The following is a 23,034-nucleotide window of genomic DNA, read 5'->3' as shown; positions in this document are numbered from 1 at the left end:
CGCATGCCTGCCTTCGCACCCCGTCCGCCGTCGCCGCCCTGGGGCCTCCCCGGCTGGGTCGGCAGACGCCTCCTCCCGGCCCTGGGCACCCTGACCACACCCCTTGCCCCGGACGACTACCTCGGCCTCGTCGATCCGCTGCTGTCCGCACGGCACCCGGCAGGCAAGGTGACCGCCGTGCGACCCGAGACCGCGGACTCCGCCACGCTCGTCATCCGCCCGGGCCGCGGGTGGAGCGGCGGCCACCGCGCCGGGCAATACCTGCCGGTGGGCGTCGAGTTGGACGGCGTAAGGCACTGGCGCACGTACTCCCTCACCTCCGCCGCCGACGCGCCCGGCCGCGAGGTGACCATCACCGTCAAGGCGGACCCCCGCGGCAAGGTGTCGCCGCACCTGGCGCACCGCACACCACCCGGCACGGTCCTCCGACTCGGCCCGGTACAGGGGGAGTTCGTGCTCCCCGCGCCCGGCGCGACACCCGACAGGATCCTGTTCGTCACCGCGGGCAGCGGCGTCACGCCCGTCATGGGGATGCTGCGTACGCTCGTACTCCGCCGTGACCGGCCGGAGGTCGACGTCGTGCTGCTGCACAGCGCTCCCGCGCCGGACGAGTGCCTGTTCCGCACCGAACTGGAGGACATGGCGCGGCAGTTGACGTGGCTCCGCCTCCACCTGCGGTACACCCGCACCTCCGGCAGGGTCACCTGCCGCGACATCGACCTGCTCTGCCCGGACTGGTGGTCCCGCGAGACGTGGGCCTGCGGCCCCGAGGGGATGCTCGACGTGCTGCGGGAGCACTGGGAGGGGGAGCGGCGGCGCGGCGACGAGCAGGTGCGCGGCGCGGAGGGCCTGCCCGTGAGGCGCCTGCACGTGGAGCGTTTCCGCCTCGCCTCGCCGACTGCCCTGTCCTCCGCCGACCCGCTCGCCTCGGCCGCCGAGCCGGGCGGTCGAGTGCGCTTCGCGCGCAGCGGGATCGACGCGGCATCACCCGCCTCCGTCCCCCTCCTGGTGACCGGTGAGCGCGCGGGCGTGCCGATGCCGTACGGGTGCCGCCGAGGCATCTGCTTCGGCTGTCTCGTGCCCCTGGTCCACGGGCGCGTACGCGATCTGCGCACGGGTGAAGTGCGTGATGTGGAAGGCGAGTTGATCCAGACCTGCGTCCAGGCCGCGGCCGGACCGGTCGTACTCGACCGCTGAGCTTCCCGGACTCGACCGCCGAGTCCCCTCGTTTCCGACGGCCCGGTCCCCGCCTGCTTTCGACCGTCGACCCCCGCCCGAAACCTGAAGGAGCCTCCATGACCTCGACCGCCGCCACAGACCGGCCGATGCCGATACCGCCGTCGAAGGCGATCGACGCGGATCCCCTCGAACCACCCTCCTGGACCGAGGAGTTCGGCGCCGAACTCGACCGGCTCCGCGCCGAGATCGTCGCCGGGCGCGGGGCGCGCGATGCCCAGTACATCCACAAGGTCATCGCCGTCCAGCGAGGCCTGGAGGCGGGCGGCCGCATCGCCCTCGCCGTCTCCCTGCTGCCGCCCGCCTGGCTCGCGGGCACCGCGATGCTCACCACCGCCAAGGTCCTGGAGAACATGGAGCTCGGCCACAACATCCTGCACGGCCAGTGGGACTGGATGGGCGACCCCGCCGTCCACTCCACGACCTGGGAGTGGGACTTCCTCAGCCCCGCGGACGCCTGGAAGCACACCCACAACCACCTGCACCACACGTACACGAACGTCGTGGGCCGCGACCGCGACCTTGGCTACACCATCCTGCGCATGAGCCCCGAGCAGCCCTGGCGCCCCGTGTACCTCCTGCAACCGCTGTACGCGGCCCTGCTCGCGCCCGTCTTCGAATGGGGCATCGCCCTGTACGACCTGGAGGCGGACGCCGTGACCGCGGGCCGCAAGAGCGTCCGGAGCCTGTTCGGCGAGGTCGGGCGGCTGGTCCGCAAGGGGGCCCGGCAGGCGGCCAAGGACTATGTCCTCTTCCCGCTCCTCGCGGGCCCTTCCGCGCTGCCCTGCCTGCTCGGCAACCTCACCGCGAACGTGCTGCGCAACGTCTGGGCGCACACGGTGATCTTCTGCGGTCACTTCCCCGGTGACGTCAGGACGTTCTCGGAGGCCGACATCGAGGGGGAGACCCGCGGCGAGTGGTACCTGCGGCAGATCCAGGGCTCGGCCGACTTCGAGGGCGGCCCGCTGCTGCACGTCCTGTCCGGCAACCTCGGCCACCAGATCGAGCACCACGTCTTCCCCGACCTCCCCAGCAGCCGCTACGCCGAACTGGTCCCGAAGGTGCGGGGGCTGTGCGCGGAGTACGGCGTTCCCTATGTGACCGGACCGCTGTGGCGGCAGTACGCGTCCATGTGGGGGCGCGTGGTGCGGTACGCGGTACCGGGGTGAGCCGTGCGGTGCAGGGGGCCCGGCCATGGCCGCGAGGAGGGGCTCGGCTCCACTTCGGCAGACCCCGGGATTCCGGTAGGAGTACGGTGAGGGGAGCGAGGACCTTTCGTATACCGGCGTTCAGGCCGGTCTCGGCCTCGTGGTTCCACGACACCGGGCGTCGCGCGCTCGGAGGCAGGTTCCGCCCTATGACCGCCGAAGCCTCTCCGCACAGCGCGCGCCCCGTCCGGCCGTGGACCGAGATCCGCAGACGGCCCGCCGACCGTGCGCATCCGCGCGAGGCGGTCTGACCGTCCCGTCGCGGTACGCCTGAGGGCAGTACAGCGACCCGTCACCCGTACAGGGGCAGCCCGTGACCCCGGCCGCGCCACCCGCACCGAGGTCAAGGAGTCCCCAACGTGTCGTCCACGACGCGCAGTTCCCCCACAACGGCGACCGCGCCCACCGCGCCCACCGCGGCGCTCGCGTCGCCGCCGAGCGTCGCCCAGCCCTCCCAGGAATACGACGGGGCGGGGCCTTTCCCCACCGAAGCCGACGCACCGGACGCGCCACGCGGCATCGGTGAGCGCCTGTACGTGTTCGTGACGGCGGTGATCGTCGTCGCCCCGTTCCTGGGGCTCGCCCTGGCCGGCTGGCTGCTCTGGGGGAGCCTCATCCATCCCGCCGACGTCCTGCTCGCCCTCGTGCTGTACATCGTCACCGGACTCGGCGTCACCGTCGGCTTCCACCGCGGGCTCACGCACGGCGGATACCAGTCCGTCCGTCCCGTGCGCGTCGCACTCGCCGTGGCCGGTTCGCTGAGCTTCCAGGGCGACGTGATCGGCTGGGTCGCCACGCACCGCCGCCATCACGCCTTCACCGACCGGCCCGGCGACCCGCACTCCCCGTACCGCTACGGCACGCGTCTGCGCGGCCAGTTGCGCGGTCTCGCGCACGCCCACGTCGGCTGGCTGTTCCGCAACGACCCCACGTCCGCCCGGCGTTACGCCCCCGACCTGCTCGCCGACCGTGACATCCGGGCTGTCTCCCGCGCCTTCCCGGCGCTGTGCGTCCTCACGCTCGCGCTGCCGTTCGTGGCCGGGTGGGCCATCGGCGGTACGTGGGAGCGGGCCCTGACCGCCCTGCTGTGGGCGGGACTTGTGCGGATCGCGCTGCTCCACCACGTGACGTGGAGCGTGAACTCGCTGTGCCACATGATCGGGAGCCGCCCCTTCCGCACCCGGCGGCACGACCGGGCCACCAACCTGTGGCCCCTGGCCCTGCTCTCCTTCGGCGAGAGCTGGCACAACCTCCACCACGCCGACCCCACCAGCGCCCGGCACGGGGTCGACCGCGGCCAGATCGATCCCTCCGCCGCCGTCATCCGCCTGCTCGAACGGGTCGGGTGGGTGTACGACGTGCGCTGGCCGGCACCTGAGCGGGTCACCGCCCGCCGTCTGTGAACCGGGTCGGCCAGGGCTGCCCGGCGACTCCGGGCTGTTCGCTGGCCCCCGGGGTGTTCGCCGACCCCGGGCCACCTGCCGACCCCGGGCCACCTACCAGATCCGGGCCCCCACCAACCTACGGAGACCTCATGACCGCCGTACTGGAGCCCCTGCTTCCCTCACCCCCGCTCCTCCGCCTGCGCCTCGCCCCCCGCGGCGACCTGCCCCACCCCATCGACGGCGCGTGGTGGCCCCACTCGTACGACCTGCTCGCGGAACTCCCGCGGCTGCTCGCCGGACTGCCCGGGGCCTGGGGCCACATCAGCAGCGTCACGGTCAACGGGGCGACATGGGCCGCGACACCCGGCCGGATGCTGGTCTCCAACCAGGTCGTACGCCTCAGCAGGTGCACCACCGCGTCCGCCCCGCACACGGTCTGCCTGCTCGCCCCGGGCCAGGGCCGGTGGGACCTGCTGGTCGTACCGCCCGACACCCCGCAGAGCCTGGCCGAGCCGCTCATGGCGGCCGCGGCGGGAGGAGACGCCTGACGTCGTCGCCGGTGAGCTCGGTGCCGGGGGGGAGGGGGAGCGAGGAGTACCGTGAAATGAGGAAGGTCGTGAGGTCTTCCCGGCGGCAGCACCGCCCTCGCCGTACGCGCGCGTGAGCCGCCGAACCCGCAGGCAGGCGAACGCGATGTCCGACTCCGACCCGCCCAGCGTCCCGAAGCTGCTGCCGGACGCCATCCACAAGGCCGTCAGGCCAGGCACGGCCTTCCTGCGCCTGGAGACGACACACGAACGCCGGGGCATCCTCGACGGCGCGTGGTGGCCGCGTTCCCGCGACATCGGCACCGAACTGCCCGGTCTGATCGCCGCGCTGACCGAACACCTCGGTCCGGTCACGCGCGTGGGTCTGGACTCCGGCGCCTGGGAGGACGCGCCGACGCGACTGATCGTCGGGGGCAGTGTCGTGCACCTCGACTTCTCCCCGGTCGGTGACGACACCGTCCTCATCACCCGCGGCGACGAGGACCACTTCTCCCTGCTGGTGGTCCCGCCGCACGCGACACCGGGCGCGGCACGCGCCGCGATGGCGGCGGCGGTCCGCGCGGACAACCTCGCCGAGGCCGAGCAGATCCTCATCGACACGGGCACTGATCGGGTGGGCCCGGCCTGATCGCGTACGTCCGACAGCCCTCGTGTACGCCCGACAGCCTCGCGTACGTCCGAACTGCCCTCTCGTACATCGGACTGTCACGGAAGCCCCGACGACCGGGTCGTTCGACTCGCCGGAGGAGTACGCTCGAACTACCGAGGATATTTCGCGCACCGGCTGCCACGCTTGTGTCGTTTTCGGCGATCGAATATGCCGGGCCGGTGCGAGTCGGCCCGGGGCAGGGTTCGCGTCATGACTGCGACCACCTCATTCCCGCCGACCCTTGAGGCCAGGCCGACCGCGCCTCCCTCCGCCGGGTCCTGGCCCGCTTCACCCCTTCTCCGCCTGTCACTAGCTCCCGCGGGAACCCCGCCTTCGCTGCTGGACGGCGCCTGGTGGCCCCGCTCCCGTGATCTCGGGGCGGAACTCCCCGCGCTGACGGCGGTGCTCGACCCACTGTGGGGCCGGATCACCCGGGTCACGGTGAATCCCGCCCACTGGCCGGTCGTCCCGCGCAAGGTGCCCGTAGCGGGGCACGTGCTGAAGGTGGGCTGGTACCGGGCCGAGCAGGACCCCCACGAGCTGATGCTCCTCTCGTACCGCGCGGGCCGCTGGAACCTGCTGGTGGTCCCGCCACAGACCCCTCCGGACACGGCGGCCTGGCTCATGGCCGCCGGGAGCGACCCACTGGGAACGTCGACCGCGAGCCGGTTGATGGAGGAGGCCGCGCGCCGACGGACGGTGGCGGAGAACGACCGGGCGGTGGAGGAGGCCTGGGCCTCCGAAGGGGGCCACGAGGCCCGCGACCGGGACGCCGCGACACCGCAACGCCCGCAGCGTCCGCAGAGGATGTAAGAACAATGGAAACCGTCGTGACCGTGATAGTCCTCCTGGCGATGATCGCCCTCGGAGTACTCCTCATCCACCGCCTCAACGCACAACACAACGAACGCATCGCGTCCTTCCCCTACGGCCGCCCCCGCACCACCACAAAACCCCCCACACCACCGCCCCCACCACAACCGCCCACCCACACCAATCCGACCAACCCCCACACACGCCAACCCCACCGCACCGTCGCCCGATCCCACTCCAGCCCACGACACCGCCCCTGACGGCACCCCCCGCGCCTCTACGTTCCTGGTTGTCGGCCGTTGTGCGTCAGCGTTGTCAGCAGTTGGACACTTCGGCAGGTCGGGCAGGCCTCATGAAGGACTCACTGGTCCGCGTTACTCCGCCGTCCGGTCCGGCCCCCCGTAAGTCGCCGCACCGCCGGTTCCAGCAGCGACAGCGTCCGTTGCTGCGCGTCGAGGGCGACGCGGATGCCGACCGGCATCGGCAGGTTCGGGCCGGCGTGGCCGAACTCGACGTGGCCCAGGACCGGGATGTCGCGGTCTCCGAGGACGTCGAGGACGATCTCGGACAGGGTCGGGGAGCCGTCGGGTGAGTCGAGCCCGTCGATCGCCTCCGGAATGCCCACGACCATGCCGGCGATCCGATCAAGAATGCCGCTGTGCCGCAGTATCTGCAGATAGCTCCACACGTGCGGTGCCTGGCCGCCCAGTTCCTCCCAGAACAGCACCGCGCCGTCGAAGCATTCGAGCGGCAGCGCGAAGGGCGTCGCCTGTACCAGCGCAATGCGATTGATGACCCCACCGACCAGTGGACCCTCGGCACGCCCGGCACGCCAGCATTCCCACGACGGGCCGGAGGGCAGCGCACCGATCGGCTCCGTGCCGGTCAGCAGCGTCGAGTAGAGCTTCCCCAGCTCCTCCCGGCGGGCCGCGGACGCTCTCTGCCAGTGCCCGCCGAGACCGGGCGTGGCCAGGTCGGCATGGAACCCGACCAGACTGGTGCGCGCGTAGAGCACCAGGTGCAGCAGCGATATGTCGCTGTAGCCGAGGATCGGCTTGGGATCGGCCCTGATCGCGTCGAAGTCGATCAGGTCGAGATATCCGAACACCGTCTGGCCACCGTCGTGCGCGACGATCGCGCGCACCTCGGGATCACGCAGCAGACCGTTGAACTCCTCGGCTATCTCGCTGGAGATCGGGCGCGTATCTGGCATGGAGCGATCCGGACAGCGCGGCGACGACGACGAGGTCTCCGGGCTCCAAGGCGCGAGGCCGCAGCAGTCGAGGCAGCTCAGCAAAGGTCACCGCGGCAGTATCCCGACGCCCTCAACGACAAGCCGCGCATTTTCGATCGACTGCCCTCTCCACGGAAGGATCCCTGTGCTCAATGCCGTACGTTCGCAGCACCAAGGTCATCGCCCCGGCCACGGGACGGTCCGGCGCGCCTACACCACCGACCACGAACCCGATGACGTACTGCGCATCGCATGCGGCAACCGCCGTGCCTCCCGCTGCCTCGCCTGAGCCTGGACCTACGCAGGCGACACCTGCCACCTCACTCTGAAGGTCCAGCGGGAGCGTCAGAGCCGACAGCGCCGTGCCGCCGCCGGATGCGTCGCTCGGGCCCCTGGCCTGCCCTGGCCGCTCACCGGTACAAACCAATCCGTTTATCGGATTGGCAAAAAACGCCCAACACCTCTGTTGTCAGGGACCCCCCAGACGCAAGTATCCCCGTACCGAGCGAACGACCGAATCGATGTGCGGGAGGCCCCACTTGAGTCGTACCCCGATGACCACGCGGACCAGACGGACGGTGACGTTCGGTTCCGCGGGCACACTCGTCGCGGCGACGTTGATGGCGGGGGCGCTTGCCGCGCCGTCCGCGAGCGCCGATGTCCGGGCCGATCGAGGCCCGGCCAAGGCCGCGGCCGCCAAGGACCGGGAGGCCGCCGGTGCTGCCGTCGCCGCCCGGCGCGCCGCCAAGAAGGGCATCTCCTGGAAGGACTGTCCCGAGGACTGGGGCATCGCCAAGCCCATCCAGTGCGGCTGGGTCACCGTGCCGCTGGACTACGCCAAGCCGAACGGCAAGCAGATCAAGCTCGCCGTCGACCGCATCGGCAACACCGGGACCAAGGACGAGCGCCAGGGCGCGCTCCTCTACAACCCCGGCGGCCCCGGCGCCTCCGGCCTGCGCTTCCCCACCCGCGTCACCAGCAAGAACAAGCTGTGGGAGAAGACCGCCAAGGCCTACGACTTCGTGGGCTTCGAGCCCCGCGGCGTCGGCCACTCCACGCCCATCTCCTGCGTCGACCCGCAGGAGTTCGTCAAGGCTCCCAAGCTCGACCCGGTCCCCGACTCCGCCGCCGACAAGCGCGCCCAGCGGAAGCTCGCCGCCGAGTACGCGGACGGCTGCAAGGAGCGCAGCGGCTGGATGCTGCCGCACATGACCACGCCCAACACCGCCCGTGACCTGGACGTCATTCGCGCGGCGCTGGGTGAGAAGAAGCTCAACTACCTGGGCGTCTCGTACGGGACCTACCTCGGTGCCGTGTACGCCACCCTCTTCCCGACGCACGTGCGCCGCATGGTCTTCGACTCGGTCGTCAACCCCTCGACGAAGAAGATCTGGTACGAGGCCAACCTCGACCAGGACGTCGCCTTCGAGATCCGCCTCAAGGACTGGATGACCTGGGTCGCCAAGTACGACTCGACCTTCCACCTCGGCGACACCGTCGAGAAGGTGCAGGCCCAGTGGGCGAAGCTTCGCGCCACCGCCAAGCAGAACCCGCTCAACGGCGTCGTCGGCCCGGCCGAGCTCGTCGCGTACTTCCAGAGCGCGCCCTACTACGACTCCACCTGGGTCTCCATCGCCACCAACTGGAGCAAGTACGTCGCCGGTGACACGAAGCCGCTGATCGAGGCCGCCAGCCCCGACCTGTCCGACGTGGCCGGCAACAAGTCCTCCGAGAACAGCAACGCCGTCTACACTGCCGTCGAGTGCGCCGACGCCAAGTGGCCCACCAGCTGGAAGAAGTGGGACCGGGACAACACCCGCATCCACAAGGACCACCCGTTCATGACCTGGGCCAACGCCTGGATGAACCTGCCCTGCGCCACCTGGCCCAGCAAGCAGCACAAGCCCGTCGAGGTGAAGACCGGCAAGGGCCTGCCGCCCACGCTGATCGCCCAGGCCACCCGCGACGCCGCCACGCCGTACCCGGGCGGGGTCGAGCTGCACAAGCGGCTCAAGGGCTCGCGCCTCATCACGGAGAAGGACGCCGGTTCGCACGGCATCACCAACCTCGAGAACCCCTGCCTCAACCAGCGCGTCGACAACTACCTGCTCAGCGGCAAGCTCGACAGCCGTGACGTGACGTGCACCCCGCACGCCACGCCCAAGCCGTAGTCAGAGCCGGTCTGCAGCAGAGTCGGTCTGTAGCAGTCAGCAGTAGGTGCGGTGCTACTGGGAGATCGTTTCCAGCCTCGGCTGGGCGATCTCCCGGTAGTCCGCCGTCCGCAGCGCCAGCGAGCGGTCGAGCCGCGCCGCGTTGAAGAACAGCTCCTCGTGCGCCAGCAGGGCCGGGTCCACGACGAGCTCCAGCTCCGGGTCGAAGGAGAACGGCAGGATCGTGCCGCTCACGCTCCCCGAGAGCCGCTCCGCCACCTCCTGCGTGGCGAAGCCCGCGTACACCCCGCCGAGCAGGGCCTTGAGCGCGTTCAGGTCCACGCGCCGGTCGCCGGGGACGACCGCGAGGACGTAGCTCTTCCTCTTCTTGTCCAGCTTCACCATCACCACGATGCACTTCGCGGCCTGCGCGAGTTCGTGGCCGCGCAGCGCGCTCACCGCCTCCGTCGCGCCCTCCGGCGCGTGTTCGATGACGCGGTAGTGCGCGCCACGCTCCTCCAGCAGTCCGATGAGTTTCGTGTACTGGGCGTGCTCGGTCACCTCAGGCCTCCCGCCGTGCCAGCCAGGCGTCCTCCGCCCGGTAGTCGAAGAGATCGATCACTGGATCATAGGCGCGGGCCAGGACCGGGAACGCCTCGCGCCAGTCCCGGCCGGAGAGCTGGTCCGTGAGCCAACTCACCGTCTCCGGCAGCGAGTCGGCGTACGTCGTGACCGGTTTGTACGCCATGACGCGTTCGGCGGCCGACATGTCGTATACGACGGGGTGCGGAGCCGTCCAGGGCGTGACGCCGACACCCTTGCCCGGGGCCTCGCCCTCGATGAGGACCGTCTCGCTCTCGAAGCCGAGCACGGCGTCGACGGCCGCGCCGATCTCCGCGACCGTGGGGGCGTCCGGGTCGCCCGCGTTCAGCACCCGCGCGCCGGGGTGGCGCGCCGCGAGCCGTATCAGCTCCGCCAGGTTCCGCACGTTCACGGGATGGAAGCGGCTCGCGCCGCCCTCGCTCAGGATCCGGGTGCGGCGGCCGTCGAGGACCCGCTTCACGAAGTACAGCTCGCGCGGCGAGCGGCAGTGCGGGCCGTGGATCGCGCCCGCCCGCAGGAGCGTCGTCGGCAGCCGGTCGCCGAGCGCCAGCAGGTCCCGCTCCAGCTGGATCTTCCGGGTGCCGTACGTCGTGGTGCCGGGCGCCACGGTCCGCTGGGTCTCGGGGATCGGCACCGGGTAGCGGGGGAAGCCGTCCGGCTCGTCCTGGGTGTCGAAGCCGCGGCCCCGCTCGTCCTCGTACACCGCGCCGCTGGAGATCACCACCGCCGAGCCGATCCGGTCGGCCAGGGCCGCGAGCTGCCGGGCCTGCTCCGCCCCGTACGCCACGATGTCGACGAGGACGTCGCAGCCCTCGCCGACCAGCTCGGCGAACGCCACGTCGTCCGCGCGGTCCAGGCGCGCCGCGCGCACGTCCTTCGGCCAGGTGCCGTCGCGCCCGCCGCCCCGCGACGCCGCGGTCACCGCCCAGCCGTCCTCGGCCAGCGCCCTGACCGCCGCCCGCCCGACCTGCCCTGTCGCTCCGATCACCACTGCTCGACTCATGCCCGGACGGTACGCCCGCGCCGGGCGACAGCCGCGCGGGTTATGCGGTCAGCAGACGCAGGGCGTACCCCCGGACGAGCCGCCCTTCAACTCAACGGCAGCCGCGGAAACTTCCGCCCCGCCGCCGCCCGCGCCCCCTCCGCGGCCGCCGCCTCGGCCTCCTCCGCCTTCGCCACGGCCGCGTACTTGTCCACGTACTCCTGGCCGGACAGGCCGAGGATCGCGTACATCAGCTCGTCCGTGACCGCGCGCAGGACCGCCTTCTCGCCGTCCATGCCCGCGTAGCGGGAGAATTCGAGGGGTTCGCCGAAGCGGATCGTCACGCGCTGGAAGCGCGGTACGACCTTGCCCGGGGGCTGCGCCTCGAAGGTGCCGATCATCGCGCACGGGATCACCGGGACCTGCGCCTTGAGCGCCATCGCGGCGACGCCGACCTTGCCCTTGTACAGGCGGCCGTCGTGCGAGCGGGTGCCCTCCGGGTAGATGCCGAGCAGCTCGCCCTTGCGCAGGACGCCGAGGCCCTCGCGGATCGCGGCCTGCCCGGCCTCCTTGCCGGAGCGGTCCACCGGGATCTGCCCGGCGCTGCGGAAGAACGCGGCGGTGAGCCGTCCCTTGATGCCGGGCCCGGTGAAGTACTCGGCCTTCGCCAGGAACGTGATGCGGCGCTTGATGATCGCGGGCATCAGGAAGTGGTCGGAGAACGACAGGTGGTTCCCGGCGACGATGGCCGCACCGTGCTCCGGAATGTGCTCCAGACCTTCGATTCTGGGGCGGAACATCAGCCGGAGCAGTGGCCCGAGGAGCACGTACTTGAGCAGTAGGTAGAACATGCGGGCGCCGCCTTCCCCCGGGGGTGGTGCCGACGCACAGTAGTCAATCGCGGGCGCATGCGCGAGAGCCCGTTCGGGTCTTGTGGATCGCGCGGCGCGCGCTCGGCGTGGGGCGCGGGGCGGGCCCGTACGAGGGAGGGCGCGGGCCCGTACGGGGGAGTGACCGGCGCGGCGGCTTGCCGCGCCCGGTGGCGCGAGGGTGCTCTGGCCGGTGCTCGACCCGTGCCAGCCGTACTCGACGCCACCGCACCTTCCCGATGTCACCGTCCGTGGCCGAAACCACTGCCCGTGACAGGCGTCCGTCGCAGCCCCCGGAGGACCCATGCGTTCGTTCACCGTCACCTCGGCCGCCCTGATCGCGCTCGCGGCGGCCGTCGCGCCCGCCGCCGCGGCCCCCGGCATGGGCACTCCGCCCCACGAGCCCGGCCTCTTCCTCACCGTCTCGGGCGACGCGAACACCTGGATCCGGGGCGTCCTGCTGACCTGCGAGCCGACGCCGTCCGGACACCACCCGCACGCGGCGCGGGCCTGCGCCGAGCTGGACGCCGTCGACGGTGACTTCGCGGCGCTGCCGGTCGCGCCGGAGCTCTGCACCATGGAGTACGCGCCGGTCACCGTGAGCGCGAGCGGGGAGTTCCGCGGCAGGCCGGTGGACTGGCACCGGACGTATCCCAACGCGTGCCACCTGGGCGCGGGGACCGGGCACGTCTTCCGCTTCTGAGCGTCGTGCCCGCCGTCCGCGTGCGGTTCCCCGGGCCCGCCCGGGGCGGGGGGCCCGTCGTGGCGCGCCCCCGGGTGCCGCCGTGGCGTCTCACGTCGTGCGTGCGAACACCATCGCCACCGTGAGGAGCCCGAGCACGACCCAGCCGAACCACAGCCAGCCGTTGCTCCCGAGCGCCACCGTGTACGCGGTCACCATCACGAGCCCCCCGATGGTGAACGCGCCCATCGTCTTCGTAGAACCAGGCATCGCCCTGCCTCCTCAAACGCAGGTCGGGCGTCCGGTCACCCGGGCGCCGAACCGTGGCCTGAGTCCATCCTCACCCGCGATGCCAGCAGGGCGCTAGCGTCCGCGTGCCGCCAGTGACGCCAGATAGGCGTTGTACTCCTCCAGCTCCTTGTCCCCGTCGCGGTCGGCGGCGCGGTCCTTGCGGCGGCCTTCGCGCTGGTCGGAGCGGTACCACTGGAAGAGCAGGGCGAGCAGCACGAGCACCGAGGGGACCTCGCTGAACGCCCAGGCGATGCCTCCGGCCGCGTTCTGGTCGGCGAGCGCGTCGACGCCGAGCGAGGCCGGGGGGTTCTTGTACGTGTCGATCATGGGCTCGGACGCCATCATCAGGGCGATGCCGAAGAACGCGTGGAACGGCATGCCCGCGAACAGCTCCAGCATCCGCATCAGATGGCCGGGGCGGTGCGGGCCCGGGTCCACGCCCATGATCGGCCAGAAGAACACCAGGCCGACGGCGAGGAAGTGCACCATCATGCCGATGTGCCCGGCCTTGGAGCCCATCAGGGTGTCGAAGAGCGGCGTGAAGTACAGCGCGTACAGGCTCGCGATGAACAGCGGGATCGTGAACGCGGGGTGCGTGATGATCCGTACGTAGCGGCTGTGCAGCAGCGCCAGGAGCAGCTCACGCGGGCCCTTGCTGCCGCGGCCCGCGACCGGCAGCGCCCGCAGCGCCAGCGTGATCGGGGCGCCCATGAGCAGCAGGATCGGCGAGAGCATGCTGATGATCATGTGCTGGACCATGTGCACGCTGAACAGGACCATGCCGTAGTCGTTCAGCTTGGTGCACATCACGAGCAGGATGGTCAGGACGCCGATGACGAACGAGACCGTGCGGCCCACCGGCCACTTGTCGCCGCGCCGCACCAGGCGGACGACGCCCCACCCGTACAGGGCGAGGGCCACCAGGCAGCCGATGAGGAAGAAGGGGTCGGCCGAGGGTTCGAGACCCCGCCCCAGCGTGAACGGCGGCAGATCCATGTTCATCCCATGGTCCATGCCATGCATGCCGTGCCCGCTGTGATCCATCCGCTGGCTCCTGTTTCGTGCAGATTGTGCGCTGTGTGTCCGCACCAGAGTAGAACCGCCCCCGGCCGCGCTTGCGACCGGGGGCGGTTCGGAACACGCGCCTGCGGATGTGCGTCAGAGCACGCACTCCGCTTCCTCGTACCGCTCGTCGGGCACCGTCTTCAGCGTCTCGACGGCCTCGTCCAGCGGCACCGTCACGATGTCCGTGCCCTGCAGCGCCGTCATCCGGCCGAACTCGCCGCGGTGCACGGCCTCCACGGCGTGCCAGCCGAAGCGGGTGGCGAGGACGCGGTCGTACGCGGTGGGGGTGCCGCCGCGCTGGACATGGCCGAGAATCACCGGGCGGGCCTCCTTGCCGAGGCGCTGCTCCAGTTCGAGGGAGAGCTGCCGGGCGATGCCCGCGAACCGCTCGTGGCCGTAGACGTCCTTGCCGCCCTCGTCGTACGCCATCGAGCCCTCGCGGGGCTTGGCGCCCTCGGCGGCCACGACGATGGCGAACTTCTTGCCCGCCTCGAACCGCTCGCCGACCTTCTTCGCCAACTCCTCGATGTCGAAGGGCCGCTCGGGGACGACGATGGCGTGCGCGCCGGCCGCCATGCCGGAGTGCAGCGCGATCCAGCCGGTGTGCCGGCCCATGACCTCGACGATCAGGACGCGCTGGTGCGACTCGGCGGTGGTCTTCAGCCGGTCGAGGGCCTCGGTGGCGACCCCGACGGCCGTGTCGAAGCCGAACGTCACGTCGGTGACGGCGATGTCGTTGTCGATGGTCTTCGGCACACCGACGATGGGCAGGCCCGCGTCGGACAGCAGCCGGGCCGCCTTCAGCGTGCCCTCGCCGCCGATCGGGATGACCGCGTCCAGGCCGAGGTCGACGAGATGGCCCTTGGCGCGCTCGACGCCGTCACGCAGATGGGCGGGCTGCACCCGGGAGGAGCCGAGGATCGTGCCGCCGCGGGCCAGGATGCCGCCGACCGCGTCCAGGTCCAGCTTGCGGTAGTCGCATTCCAGCAGGCCCCTCCAGCCGTCGTGGAAGCCGATGACCTCGTCGCCGTGGTCGACGACGGCCCGGTGGACGACGGACCGGATGACGGCGTTCAGGCCGGGGCAGTCGCCGCCGGAGGTCAGGACACCAATGCGCATAGCACGGATTACCTTTGCCACGTGGGTCGGTGACCGGACCCCGTCGTCCGGCTGGAACGCGGCCACCCTACCGGCGCGGGGAGGGGCATCGCAGCGCTGCCCGCCTGCTGGACACGATGCTCACGGGCCGAGACGGATTCAGCCCGTCGTGGGGGTCCCCCCCTGCTCCTTAAGAGCTTGGGGGAGATTGAGGACGAGCGCGCAGCGCGATCGGCGGTGAGGCAGGCCGCTCCGCACGTCCAGGGGCCGCCCGCCCCGCCGGAGGCGCTACGCGGGCTGCTGGGCGGCGGAGATCCGTTCCTGGCGCAGAGCCTCGTACCAGCGGTCGTCCGTCGGCGGCAGCGCGTTCACGTCGAGGGCCAGCTTCAGGAGCAGGTCCGCGATGAGGGGGTTGCGGGCGAGCACGGGGCCGTGCATGTACGTGCCGAAGACGGTGCCGTTGTACGCGCCCTCCGTGCCGTCGCCCGTGCCGTTGCCCTTGCCGAGGCGGACGCGGGCGAACGGGCGCGAGCCCGGGCCGATGTGCGTGATGCCCTGGTGGTTCTCGAAGCCGGTCAGCTCGGGCAGGCCCAGCTGCGGGTCGATGTCGCCGAGCACGTCGCCGACGCAGCGCTCGCCCTCGCCGCGGGTGGAGACCACGTCGAGCAGGCCGAGGCCCGGCTCGCGCTGGCCGAGGTCGTTGATGAACTCGTTGCCGAGGATCTGGTAGCCCGCGCACACCGAGAAGACGATGGCGCCGTTGCCCACGGCCCGCTGCAGTCCGCCGTCGCGGCGCAGCCGCTCGGAGGCCAGGCGCTGCGGGCGGTCCTCACCGCCGCCGATCAGGTAGATGTCGCCGGAGGTGGGCACCGGCTGGTCGCTGCGGACGTCGTACCGCTCGACCTGGAGGCCGCGCTGGCGGGCGCGGCGCTCGACGACGAGGGCGTTGCCCTGGTCGCCGTACGTGCTCAGCAGGTCCGGGTAGACCCACACCAGCCGCAGGCTGTTGTCGCTCATGCTCATTGGTCCCTACGAAGGTCTCGAAGTGCGGGGGTCCGGGGGCGTCAGTTGCCTACGCGGCGGCGCAGGTCCTGGAACGCGGTGTAGTTCGCGATGGTCTCGATGCGTCCGGGCGGCGCGAGCTGCACGGCCTCGTCGAGCGTCTCGCAGACACGGAAGTCCAGGCCCGCTACCTCGAGCCGGACGGCGAGGTCCAGCTTGCGGTCGCCGAGCACGAAGATCGGGCGCCCGGCGAGCCGGGTGTAGTCGACGTCCCACAGCCAGGAGGTGTCCGTGCCGTCGGCGCCGCGGGCGTTCACCGACAGGACCACCGGCGCCGGGGCCGGGTCGATCAGCGAAAACGTTTCGAGCCAGCCCGCCGGGTTCTTGGCGAGCAGCAGCCGCAGGTCACGGCCCTGGAACTGGACGACGTCATAGCGGCCCGCGACGGCCTGCACCTGGTACATCCGCTCCAGGGCGACCTGCGGGGGCACGCCGAAGACGGCGGCGACGGCGGCCGACGAGGCGGCGTTGGCCTTGTTCGCCCGGCCGGGGAGCTGGAGGTGGATGGGCCAGGCGGAGCCGTGCGGGTCCAGGACGTAGTCACCGGAGAGGGCCCAGCTCGGCGCGGGGCGGCGGAAGCCGCACTCGCCGCAGAACCAGTCGTCGCCGGGGCGCTGCATGACACCGCCGCACGCCGGGCAGGACCAGGCGTCGTCCTTCCACTCCTGGCCCGCGGCCACCCACACCACGTTCGGCGAGGAGGAGGCGGCCCACACGACCAGCGGGTCGTCGGCGTTGGCGATGACGACGGCCTTGGAACCGGCCAGGCCCTCGCGCCACTTCTCGGCGAGCATGCGGGTCTCACCGGCGCGGTCGAGCTGGTCACGGGAGAGGTTCAGGAGCGCGATCGCCTTGGGGTCGACGTCACGGGCGACGCCCGCCAGATACTTCTCGTCGACCTCGATGACGCCGAACCGCGCGTCGGAGCCGCCCGCGAGCGCGGAGGTGATTCCGGCAGGCATGTTGGCGCCGAGGGCGTTGGAGACGACCGGGCCGCTGGCGCCCAGGGCCTCGGCGATCAGCCGCGTCGTGGTGGTCTTGCCGTTGGTGGCCGAGACGAGCACCACGTCCAGGTGGGTCGCGAGCCGGCCGAGGAGCTCCGGGTCGAGCCGGAGGGCCACCTTGCCGCCGATCACCGATCCACTGCCGCGGCCCGCCGCGCGCGACACCGCCGCGGCCGCCTTGCCCGCCGTCACGGCCAGCTTGGCCCGCGGCGACAGCGGGTCTGCACTGCCAGGGTGTCCTGCCATCTCTCGTGATCCTCCTTGCGTACGGCGCCGCGCCTGCCCGGCATCGTGTCGGGCCAGCCTATCGAGATCGGCAGACAAGCCCGAATCACACCACCTGCTCACGCTGCTGCTCTCCCCTGGACCGTACTCTTGCCGCCATGCGACACGGCTCGATCCCGGGCGCCTCAGGGCGCGTACGACCCCTGACCCTGCTCGGCGACCCCGTGCTGCACGCCCCCGGCGCGGAGGTGACCGACTTCGGTCCCCAACTGGCCGCGCTCGTCGAGGACATGTTCGCCACGATGTACGCCGCCAAGGGCGTCGGCCTGGCCGCGAATCAGATCGGCGTGGGTTTGAGGGTGTTCGTGTACGACTGCCCGGACGACGAGGACGTGCGCCACCTCGGGCACCTCGTGAACCCGCGCCTGGTCGATGTGGACGGGGTGAGCGTCCGGGGGCCGGAAGGGTGTCTGTCGCTGCCGGGGCTGGAGGCGGCGACCCCGCGCTTCGACCACGCGGTCCTCGAGGGCGTCACGATGCGCGGGGAGGCGGTGCGGGTGCACGGCACCGGTTTCTTCGCGCGCTGCCTGCAGCACGAGTACGACCACCTGGAGGGCGGGGTGTACACCGATCACGTCACCGGGTGGCGCCGCCGCCGGGTGCTGCGCCAGGCGGCGAAGGCTCCGTGGGCGACCCGCGCCGAGGCGGCGGCGACCACGGCCTGAACCGCGGTCACCGCCGCCCGGGATGCTCTCGGAAGGCCGTCCGGGAAGCGCTCAGAAGCCGGGCCCGCCCATGCGGTTGCCCGCCGCCGCGAGCCGGCCCCACAGCAGGTCGGCCAGGCTGCCCACCAATTCGGCGCGCGAGCAGGGCCGTTCGCCGAGCCACCAGTCACCGGCCGCGTGCATCATGCCGACGATGCCGTGGCCCCAGACCCGGGCGAGACGGGCGCTCTCCGGGCCGAGGTCGACCCGCTCCTCGATGACCTCGGCCAGTTCCTCGCCGAGGCGGCGCAGCAGCGGGGCGGAGTGCAGGCCGACGTCGAAGCCGCCCTGGTCGCCGGCGGAGCCCGCCTCCGAGGGGTGCATCAGGAAGCGGTAGACCTGCGGGCGGGCCTCGATCGCCGCGAGGTAGGTGTCGAGCGTCGCCTCCACCCGCTCCCGGCGCTCGGCGGGGGCGTCGAGGGCGGCGCGCAGCGAGGCCAGCAGGGCGTCCGTGTGCCGCTTGGCGAGGGCCGCGTACAGTCCGCCCTTGTCGCCGAAGTGCCGGTACAGAATGGGCTTGGTGATGCCCGCCTCGGCGGCGATGGCGTTCATCGAGGCGCCGGGTCCGTCGCGGAGCACGACGCGGTCGGCCGCCTCCAGAAGCTCGCGTCGCCGTTGCTCTGCGGACCGCTGCTGATCGGTCCGCTGCGTGGTCTCCATGGGGTGTCTCTCCGCCCGTGCGATTGCGTGACGCACGCGCCGTGCGAAATGCCTGACGCACGCGAAACGTAACACTCGCGTGAGGGTGCGCATCGAACGGGCTGCCGGGAGTTGACATCGGCTACCAGCCGGTAACACACTCCAGTTACCGGAAGTAACGTAGCAGGGTTCCGCAGTCCTGGAGGGGTCATGGCCGAGTTCACCATGGAGCTGAGTGACGAGCAGAAGGAGGTCAGGGACTGGCTCCACGGGTTCGCCGCCGATGTGATCCGGCCCGCGGCCGCCGAGTGGGACGAGCGCGAGGAGACGCCCTGGCCGGTGATCCAGGAGGCGGCGAAGGTCGGCATCTACTCCCTGGACTTCTACGCCCAGCAGTTCTTCGACCCCACCGGGCTCGGCATACCCATGGCGATGGAGGAGCTCTTCTGGGGCGACGCGGGCATAGCCCTCTCCATCGTCGGCACCGGCCTCGCCGCCGTCGGCGTCCTCGCCAACGGCACCGAGGAGCAGATCGGCACCTGGATCCCGCAGATGTACGGCGACGTGAACGACGTGAAGGTCGCCGCCTTCTGCTCCTCCGAGCCGGACGCGGGCTCCGACGTGGCGTCCATGCGCACCCGCGCGGTGTACGACGAGGCCAAGGACGAGTGGGTCCTGAACGGCACCAAGACGTGGGCGACCAACGGCGGCATCGCGAGCGTCCACGTGGTCGTCGCTGTGGTCGACCCCGATCTCGGCTCCAAGGGGCACGCGTCCTTCATCGTGCCGCCGGACACCCCCGGCCTGTCCCAGGGCCAGAAGTTCAAGAAGCACGGCATCCGCGCCTCGCACACCGCCGAGGTCGTCCTGGAGGACGTGCGCGTCCCCGGCTCCTGCCTGCTCGGCGGCAAGGACAAGCTGGACGAGCGCCTCGCCCGCGCGCGTGAGCGTGCCAAGAGCGGCGGCGAGCGCCTGAAGAACGCCGCCATGGCGACCTTCGAGGCGTCCCGCCCGGCGGTCGGCGCGATGGCGGTGGGCACGGCCCGCGCCGCGTACGAGGAGGCCCTGGAGTACGCCAAGACGCGTACGCAGTTCGGCCGCCCGATCATCGACAACCAGGGCGTGGCCTTCCAGCTGGCCGACATGCGGACGCAGATCGACGCGGCCCGTCTCCTCGTGTGGCGGGCCTCCTGGATGGCGACCACGGGCAAGAAGTTCGAGTCGGCCGAGGGCTCGATGTCCAAGCTGTTCGCGAGCGAGACCGCGAAGAAGGTCACCGCCCAGGCGATCCAGATCCTCGGCGGCAACGGCTACACGCGGGAGTACCCGGTGGAGCGCATGCACCGGGACGCCGCGATCTACACGATCTTCGAGGGGACGAGCGAGATCCAGCGCCTGGTGATCGCGCGGACGCTGTCGGGGCTGCCGATCCGCTGAGGGGCGAGGGCCGTGTGACGGGGGGTGCGGGCCGGGGCTGGGGAGGCGCTCTGGCAGGCGCCATGGCCATGCCATTACCGTGGACGCCCGCGTTCCCTCTGCCGAGGAGTGCCGATGCGTAAACGCCCCCTGACCTGGCTGATCCCCGTCCTCGCCACCGCCGCCGCGGTCACCGTGACGGCGGTGGTCGTCCCCCAGGGAAACGGCCGGGAGCCGGACGGCCGGTCCGTGCCCGCCGCGCACGGGGAGCGCCCCGTCGGGAAGGGCAAGCCCGACGCGCGGGACGTGGTCCTGGCCGTGCACGGCGGGGCCGGGACCGCGCTCGACCGGGACAAGACGACCCCGGAGCGCGAGAAGGCGTACCGGGACGGACTCGCCAAGGCGCTGCGGGCCGGGCAGAAGGTCCTCGACAAGGGCGGTTCGAGCGTGGACGCCGTGCAGGCGGCTGTGGTCGAGCTGGAGGACGACCCGCTGTTCAACGCGGGCAAGGGCGCCGTGTTCACCGCGGACGCGGGCCATGAGCTGGACGCGTCGATCATGCGCGGCTCGGACCTGAAGGCAGGCGCGGTGGCGGGCGTGAAGAGCCTGCGCAACCCCATCGCGGGCGCCCGCGCGGTCATGGACAAGTCCCCGCACGTGCTGCTCGCGGGCGAGGGCGCCGACGACTTCGGCGCGCGGCACGGCCTGAGGACCGTCACCCAGGACTACTACTGGACGCAGGCGCGCTGGGACGCCCTGATGGCCGCCAAGGAGGCACAGAAGGGCGGCGGGGGCGCGGCCGAGGGCCCGAAGGGCGCCAAGGGCTCACCGGCCTCCAAGAGCGCCGAGGGCGGCGATCGTGCCGCCGACTCGCCCGCCGCCGTCGCCGACGCGCAGTCCAAGGGCACGGTCGGCGCGGTCGCCGTCGACAAGCGACGCGATCTGGCGGCGGCCACCTCGACCGGCGGCATGACCAACAAACTGCCCGGCCGCGTCGGTGACTCACCGCTGATCGGCTCGGGGACGTACGCGAAGAACAGCACGATCGCCGCGAGCGCCACCGGCGCCGGTGAGGTGTTCATCCGGGGCACCGCCACCTCGACGATCTCCAACCTCGTGGAGTTCAAGGGCGCCGACGTCGCGTCCGCCGCGTACGAGGTGATCGTCAAGCGCCTGCCGAAGCTCGGCGGCGACGGCGGCGTGATCGCGCTCGCGCCCGACGGGGAGTTCGACGCGCCGCACAGCAGCCCGGGCATGCTGCACGGCTATCTCACGAAGAGCGGGAAGATCGTCACGAAGATCTTCCCGGACGAGACGCCGCCCAATACGTGAGGGTGGGGGGTGTCTCGGCCGGGTTCACGGCTTGTGGACGTACGGCGTTGTCGTGCCCAGTTCCGTGAAGCCGAGGCGGTGCAGGATCGGGCGGCTCTGGCTGGACGCGTCGACCTGGAGGTGGCGTACGCCGTGGGCGGCCGCGATACGGGCGCGGTGGGCGATCAGGGCGCGGTAGATGCCGCGGCCGCGCCACTCGGTCACGGTGCCGCCGCCCCACAGACCCGCGAAGTCCGTGCCCGGGCGGAACTCCAGGCGGGCCGAGCTCACCGGGACGTCTCCGGCGAGGGCGACGACGGCGGCGATGGTGTCCGGGGCCGTCGTGAGCTGGTCGAGCAGCTGCCTGCCGAGGGCGGTGCCGTCCGTGCCGAAGGCCTGCTCGTGCACGTCGACCATCAGCCGCACACCGGCCGCGTCCGTCACCGGGACCAGCCGGACCCCCTCGGGCGGACCCGCGTCCAGGGGCAGCTCGTCCACGGCGGCGACCATCAGGGCCTCGGGCGGCTCGGGCGTGAACCCGGCCGCGAGGAGCCGGTCGGGCAGGTCCGCGGGCAGGTCGTGGGAGTACGCCTTCCACTCGAACTCCAGGCCGCGCGAGGTGAAGTGGCGCACCTGCGCGGCGATGGCCGCGTCCGCGGTGCTCTCGTCCAGGTCCGACCACAGGACGCCGTTCCAGTCGTGCGCGCCGCCCACCCGGCGCACGACACCGTCCACCCGCTCGACCACCACACCGGGGCCGTCGGGATCCAGGTTCTGCCGAATCTGCCGGTCGTACGCCGCGAGCACCGCTGAGGGATCCATGCGGTCACTTCAGCAGGGCGGATCCGGCGGGGCAACGGAATTTCGTACGGGGGCGTCGTCCGCGCGCTCGGCGCGCGAGAGGGGCGGCAGGTGCAGGGACTTGGTGATCGCGGCGAGGCGCAGGGCGAGCACGAGGCCGGCCGAGGTCACGGTCGTCGCGGTCGGGGACGCGCCGGCGTGGTGCAGGCCGAGGTAGCACAGGGCGCCCGCGAGCGCGGCCGTCGCGTACACCTCCTCGCGCAGCAGCAGCGGGGGGAACTGGCCGCACAGCACATCGCGCAGGACTTCGCCGGTCACCCCCGTGAGGACCGCGAGGAGGACGACGGCGAGAGGTGTGACGCGCGCGTCGATGGCGGCCTGCGCGCCCATGACGGTCACCACGGCCAGGCCGACGGCGTCCACCACCATGAGCGTGCGCTGCGGCAGCTCCCGGTGGCGCAGGTACAGCATCGTGGCCACGCCCGTGCAGGCGATGACCGTGAGCAGGACCCAGTCGTGCGTCCAGTACAGCGGGTGCCGGTCCAGGATGAGGTCGCGCAGGGTGCCGCCGGAGATGGAGGCGACGAAGGCGAGCACGAGGCCGCCGAACGGATCCATCCGCGCGCGGTGCGCGGCGAGCACACCACTGGCGGCGAAGGCGGCGATGCCCACCAGGTACAGCGTGTGCAGCATCAGCGGCCGACCTCGCGGTCGTCCGCGTCCTTGCCCGTGACGGGGCGGCGCAGCAGCAGGAGGACGGCCGTCGACACGACGGCGGCGATCGCCAGGGCGGCCGCGTCGAGCCGGGGGTCCGCGCCGCCGTCACCGGGTCCCGGGCGGGGCTGCCCGCCGTGCCGGGCGGACCCGCTCGCGAGGAGCGCCGCCGTCAGCCCGACCACGCCGACGGCCCCCGCCGCCCTGAGCCACCACCTGGGATTACGCGCCGTGAACATCCGTCCAGCTTGTCCGGCACGGCCCGGGGAGCGCCATCGGTCAGGT

24 protein-coding genes are annotated in these 23,034 nt (G+C 71.8%); 11 read left to right on the top strand and 13 right to left on the bottom strand.

Going from position 1 to position 23,034, the window contains the following annotated elements; genetic code table 11:
* Nucleotides 1–3: 3 nt before the first annotated feature.
* From ACZ6AA_RS11215 to ACZ6AA_RS11190, 6 genes are all read left to right on the top strand, one after another.
* Complete coding sequence (locus tag ACZ6AA_RS11215) at nt 4–1,197, top strand: ferredoxin reductase (RefSeq protein WP_471457504.1); 1,194 nt, start codon at nt 4–6, stop codon at nt 1,195–1,197.
* Between the two features lie 128 nt (nt 1,198–1,325).
* On the top strand, nt 1,326–2,405 hold the full coding sequence (locus tag ACZ6AA_RS11210; RefSeq protein WP_468459676.1) for a fatty acid desaturase family protein: 1,080 nt from the start codon (nt 1,326–1,328) through the stop codon (nt 2,403–2,405).
* Between the two features lie 398 nt (nt 2,406–2,803).
* Complete coding sequence (locus ACZ6AA_RS11205) at nt 2,804–3,847, top strand: acyl-CoA desaturase (protein ID WP_468459432.1); 1,044 nt, start codon at nt 2,804–2,806, stop codon at nt 3,845–3,847.
* Nucleotides 3,848–3,978: 131 nt separating this feature from the next.
* Nucleotides 3,979–4,377 (top strand): DUF5994 family protein, encoded by a 399-nt coding sequence (locus tag ACZ6AA_RS11200; RefSeq protein ID WP_468459430.1) that lies wholly within the window; start codon nt 3,979–3,981, stop codon nt 4,375–4,377.
* 145 nt (nt 4,378–4,522) lie between these two features.
* On the top strand, nt 4,523–5,005 hold the full coding sequence (locus ACZ6AA_RS11195; RefSeq protein WP_471457501.1) for a DUF5994 family protein: 483 nt from the start codon (nt 4,523–4,525) through the stop codon (nt 5,003–5,005).
* A 231-nt stretch (nt 5,006–5,236) separates the two neighbouring features.
* Complete coding sequence (locus ACZ6AA_RS11190) at nt 5,237–5,839, top strand: DUF5994 family protein (protein ID WP_468459426.1); 603 nt, start codon at nt 5,237–5,239, stop codon at nt 5,837–5,839.
* A 361-nt stretch (nt 5,840–6,200) separates the two neighbouring features.
* On the opposite strand, the gene ACZ6AA_RS11185 is transcribed toward ACZ6AA_RS11190, so the two are convergent.
* Complete coding sequence (locus tag ACZ6AA_RS11185) at nt 6,201–7,052, bottom strand: S66 peptidase family protein (RefSeq protein WP_471457499.1); 852 nt, start codon at nt 7,050–7,052, stop codon at nt 6,201–6,203.
* A gap of 575 nt (nt 7,053–7,627) precedes the next feature.
* Here ACZ6AA_RS11185 and ACZ6AA_RS11180 point away from each other — a divergent pair.
* Entirely contained in the window at nt 7,628–9,244 is a 1,617-nt protein-coding gene (locus ACZ6AA_RS11180) for an alpha/beta hydrolase (RefSeq protein ID WP_468459395.1), read from the top strand.
* 54 nt (nt 9,245–9,298) lie between these two features.
* On the opposite strand, the gene ACZ6AA_RS11175 is transcribed toward ACZ6AA_RS11180, so the two are convergent.
* From ACZ6AA_RS11175 to ACZ6AA_RS11165, 3 genes are all read right to left on the bottom strand, one after another.
* Nucleotides 9,299–9,784: a YbaK/EbsC family protein gene (locus ACZ6AA_RS11175; RefSeq protein ID WP_468459393.1), complete on the bottom strand. Its 486-nt coding sequence runs from the start codon at nt 9,782–9,784 to the stop codon at nt 9,299–9,301.
* 1 nt (nt 9,785) lies between these two features.
* Nucleotides 9,786–10,829, bottom strand: coding sequence for an NAD-dependent epimerase/dehydratase family protein (locus ACZ6AA_RS11170; RefSeq protein WP_468459391.1), 1,044 nt, complete (start codon nt 10,827–10,829; stop codon nt 9,786–9,788).
* A gap of 86 nt (nt 10,830–10,915) precedes the next feature.
* Nucleotides 10,916–11,659, bottom strand: coding sequence for a lysophospholipid acyltransferase family protein (locus ACZ6AA_RS11165; protein ID WP_468459389.1), 744 nt, complete (start codon nt 11,657–11,659; stop codon nt 10,916–10,918).
* A gap of 322 nt (nt 11,660–11,981) precedes the next feature.
* On the opposite strand from ACZ6AA_RS11165, the gene ACZ6AA_RS11160 reads away from it, so the two are divergent.
* Entirely contained in the window at nt 11,982–12,380 is a 399-nt protein-coding gene (locus ACZ6AA_RS11160; protein WP_468459387.1) for a subtilase-type protease inhibitor, read from the top strand.
* A 90-nt stretch (nt 12,381–12,470) separates the two neighbouring features.
* On the opposite strand, the gene ACZ6AA_RS11155 is transcribed toward ACZ6AA_RS11160, so the two are convergent.
* The 5 genes from ACZ6AA_RS11155 to ACZ6AA_RS11135 all read right to left on the bottom strand — a co-directional run bounded on the left by ACZ6AA_RS11155 (nt 12,471) and on the right by ACZ6AA_RS11135 (nt 17,125).
* The gene (locus tag ACZ6AA_RS11155; protein ID WP_037656815.1) at nt 12,471–12,629 is read right to left on the bottom strand and encodes a hypothetical protein; all 159 of its coding nucleotides are present in this window, start codon (nt 12,627–12,629) and stop codon (nt 12,471–12,473) included.
* Between the two features lie 93 nt (nt 12,630–12,722).
* Entirely contained in the window at nt 12,723–13,694 is a 972-nt protein-coding gene (locus ACZ6AA_RS11150) for a cytochrome c oxidase assembly protein (RefSeq protein WP_468459385.1), read from the bottom strand.
* 114 nt (nt 13,695–13,808) lie between these two features.
* Nucleotides 13,809–14,834: a 6-phosphofructokinase gene (locus ACZ6AA_RS11145; RefSeq protein WP_471457495.1), complete on the bottom strand. Its 1,026-nt coding sequence runs from the start codon at nt 14,832–14,834 to the stop codon at nt 13,809–13,811.
* Nucleotides 14,835–15,101: 267 nt separating this feature from the next.
* Nucleotides 15,102–15,830: a type 1 glutamine amidotransferase gene (locus tag ACZ6AA_RS11140; RefSeq protein ID WP_468459383.1), complete on the bottom strand. Its 729-nt coding sequence runs from the start codon at nt 15,828–15,830 to the stop codon at nt 15,102–15,104.
* Between the two features lie 47 nt (nt 15,831–15,877).
* Nucleotides 15,878–17,125, bottom strand: a complete 1,248-nt coding sequence (locus ACZ6AA_RS11135) for a MurT ligase domain-containing protein (RefSeq protein WP_468482272.1) — start codon at nt 17,123–17,125, stop codon at nt 15,878–15,880.
* 137 nt (nt 17,126–17,262) lie between these two features.
* Between ACZ6AA_RS11135 and def the strand changes: the two genes are divergently transcribed.
* Nucleotides 17,263–17,829 carry a peptide deformylase gene (gene def, locus ACZ6AA_RS11130; RefSeq protein ID WP_468459380.1) on the top strand — a complete coding sequence of 189 codons (567 nt, stop codon included), beginning with the start codon at nt 17,263–17,265 and terminating at the stop codon, nt 17,827–17,829.
* A gap of 51 nt (nt 17,830–17,880) precedes the next feature.
* Here the strand turns inward: def and ACZ6AA_RS11125 are convergent, their stop codons facing one another.
* Entirely contained in the window at nt 17,881–18,528 is a 648-nt protein-coding gene (locus ACZ6AA_RS11125) for a TetR/AcrR family transcriptional regulator (protein ID WP_468459378.1), read from the bottom strand.
* A gap of 189 nt (nt 18,529–18,717) precedes the next feature.
* On the opposite strand from ACZ6AA_RS11125, the gene ACZ6AA_RS11120 reads away from it, so the two are divergent.
* Complete coding sequence (locus ACZ6AA_RS11120) at nt 18,718–19,944, top strand: acyl-CoA dehydrogenase family protein (RefSeq protein ID WP_468459376.1); 1,227 nt, start codon at nt 18,718–18,720, stop codon at nt 19,942–19,944.
* 114 nt (nt 19,945–20,058) lie between these two features.
* On the top strand, nt 20,059–21,255 hold the full coding sequence (locus ACZ6AA_RS11115; protein WP_468459374.1) for an isoaspartyl peptidase/L-asparaginase family protein: 1,197 nt from the start codon (nt 20,059–20,061) through the stop codon (nt 21,253–21,255).
* Between the two features lie 24 nt (nt 21,256–21,279).
* On the opposite strand, the gene ACZ6AA_RS11110 is transcribed toward ACZ6AA_RS11115, so the two are convergent.
* Genes ACZ6AA_RS11110 through ACZ6AA_RS11100 form a run of 3 tightly spaced genes read right to left on the bottom strand, consistent with a single transcriptional unit; the run spans nt 21,280 to nt 22,988 of the window.
* On the bottom strand, nt 21,280–22,056 hold the full coding sequence (locus tag ACZ6AA_RS11110) for a GNAT family N-acetyltransferase (protein WP_468459372.1): 777 nt from the start codon (nt 22,054–22,056) through the stop codon (nt 21,280–21,282).
* 9 nt (nt 22,057–22,065) lie between these two features.
* Entirely contained in the window at nt 22,066–22,728 is a 663-nt protein-coding gene (locus ACZ6AA_RS11105; protein ID WP_471457491.1) for a trimeric intracellular cation channel family protein, read from the bottom strand.
* Nucleotides 22,728–22,988 (bottom strand): hypothetical protein, encoded by a 261-nt coding sequence (locus ACZ6AA_RS11100; protein ID WP_468459368.1) that lies wholly within the window; start codon nt 22,986–22,988, stop codon nt 22,728–22,730. The genes ACZ6AA_RS11105 and ACZ6AA_RS11100 overlap by 1 nt, the downstream gene beginning before the upstream one ends.
* Between the last annotated feature and the right edge of the window lie 46 nt (nt 22,989–23,034).

The organism is Streptomyces sp. NPDC040610 (genome assembly GCF_055594065.1).
Note: the sequence above shows the minus strand (reverse complement) of the source record. Positions and strands in the feature narration are given on the sequence as shown.

Coding starts and splice junctions, on each gene's coding strand:
- ACZ6AA_RS11105 (WP_471457491.1), bottom strand. CDS start 22,728: ATGCTGCACACGCTGTACCTGGTGGGCATCGCCGCCTTCGCCGCCAGT.
- ACZ6AA_RS11210 (WP_468459676.1), top strand. CDS start 1,326: ATGCCGATACCGCCGTCGAAGGCGATCGACGCGGATCCCCTCGAACCA.
- ACZ6AA_RS11155 (WP_037656815.1), bottom strand. CDS start 12,629: ATGCCTGGTTCTACGAAGACGATGGGCGCGTTCACCATCGGGGGGCTC.
- ACZ6AA_RS11180 (WP_468459395.1), top strand. CDS start 7,628: ATGACCACGCGGACCAGACGGACGGTGACGTTCGGTTCCGCGGGCACA.
- ACZ6AA_RS11140 (WP_468459383.1), bottom strand. CDS start 15,830: ATGAGCGACAACAGCCTGCGGCTGGTGTGGGTCTACCCGGACCTGCTG.
- ACZ6AA_RS11195 (WP_471457501.1), top strand. CDS start 4,523: ATGTCCGACTCCGACCCGCCCAGCGTCCCGAAGCTGCTGCCGGACGCC.
- ACZ6AA_RS11115 (WP_468459374.1), top strand. CDS start 20,059: ATGCGTAAACGCCCCCTGACCTGGCTGATCCCCGTCCTCGCCACCGCC.
- ACZ6AA_RS11145 (WP_471457495.1), bottom strand. CDS start 14,834: ATGCGCATTGGTGTCCTGACCTCCGGCGGCGACTGCCCCGGCCTGAAC.
- ACZ6AA_RS11185 (WP_471457499.1), bottom strand. CDS start 7,052: ATGCCAGATACGCGCCCGATCTCCAGCGAGATAGCCGAGGAGTTCAAC.
- ACZ6AA_RS11170 (WP_468459391.1), bottom strand. CDS start 10,829: ATGAGTCGAGCAGTGGTGATCGGAGCGACAGGGCAGGTCGGGCGGGCG.
- ACZ6AA_RS11120 (WP_468459376.1), top strand. CDS start 18,718: ATGGCCGAGTTCACCATGGAGCTGAGTGACGAGCAGAAGGAGGTCAGG.
- def (WP_468459380.1), top strand. CDS start 17,263: ATGCGACACGGCTCGATCCCGGGCGCCTCAGGGCGCGTACGACCCCTG.
- ACZ6AA_RS11150 (WP_468459385.1), bottom strand. CDS start 13,694: ATGGATCACAGCGGGCACGGCATGCATGGCATGGACCATGGGATGAAC.
- ACZ6AA_RS11135 (WP_468482272.1), bottom strand. CDS start 17,125: ATGGCAGGACACCCTGGCAGTGCAGACCCGCTGTCGCCGCGGGCCAAG.
- ACZ6AA_RS11125 (WP_468459378.1), bottom strand. CDS start 18,528: ATGGAGACCACGCAGCGGACCGATCAGCAGCGGTCCGCAGAGCAACGG.
- ACZ6AA_RS11215 (WP_471457504.1), top strand. CDS start 4: ATGCCTGCCTTCGCACCCCGTCCGCCGTCGCCGCCCTGGGGCCTCCCC.
- ACZ6AA_RS11160 (WP_468459387.1), top strand. CDS start 11,982: ATGCGTTCGTTCACCGTCACCTCGGCCGCCCTGATCGCGCTCGCGGCG.
- ACZ6AA_RS11200 (WP_468459430.1), top strand. CDS start 3,979: ATGACCGCCGTACTGGAGCCCCTGCTTCCCTCACCCCCGCTCCTCCGC.
- ACZ6AA_RS11110 (WP_468459372.1), bottom strand. CDS start 22,056: ATGGATCCCTCAGCGGTGCTCGCGGCGTACGACCGGCAGATTCGGCAG.
- ACZ6AA_RS11165 (WP_468459389.1), bottom strand. CDS start 11,659: ATGTTCTACCTACTGCTCAAGTACGTGCTCCTCGGGCCACTGCTCCGG.
- ACZ6AA_RS11100 (WP_468459368.1), bottom strand. CDS start 22,988: ATGTTCACGGCGCGTAATCCCAGGTGGTGGCTCAGGGCGGCGGGGGCC.
- ACZ6AA_RS11190 (WP_468459426.1), top strand. CDS start 5,237: ATGACTGCGACCACCTCATTCCCGCCGACCCTTGAGGCCAGGCCGACC.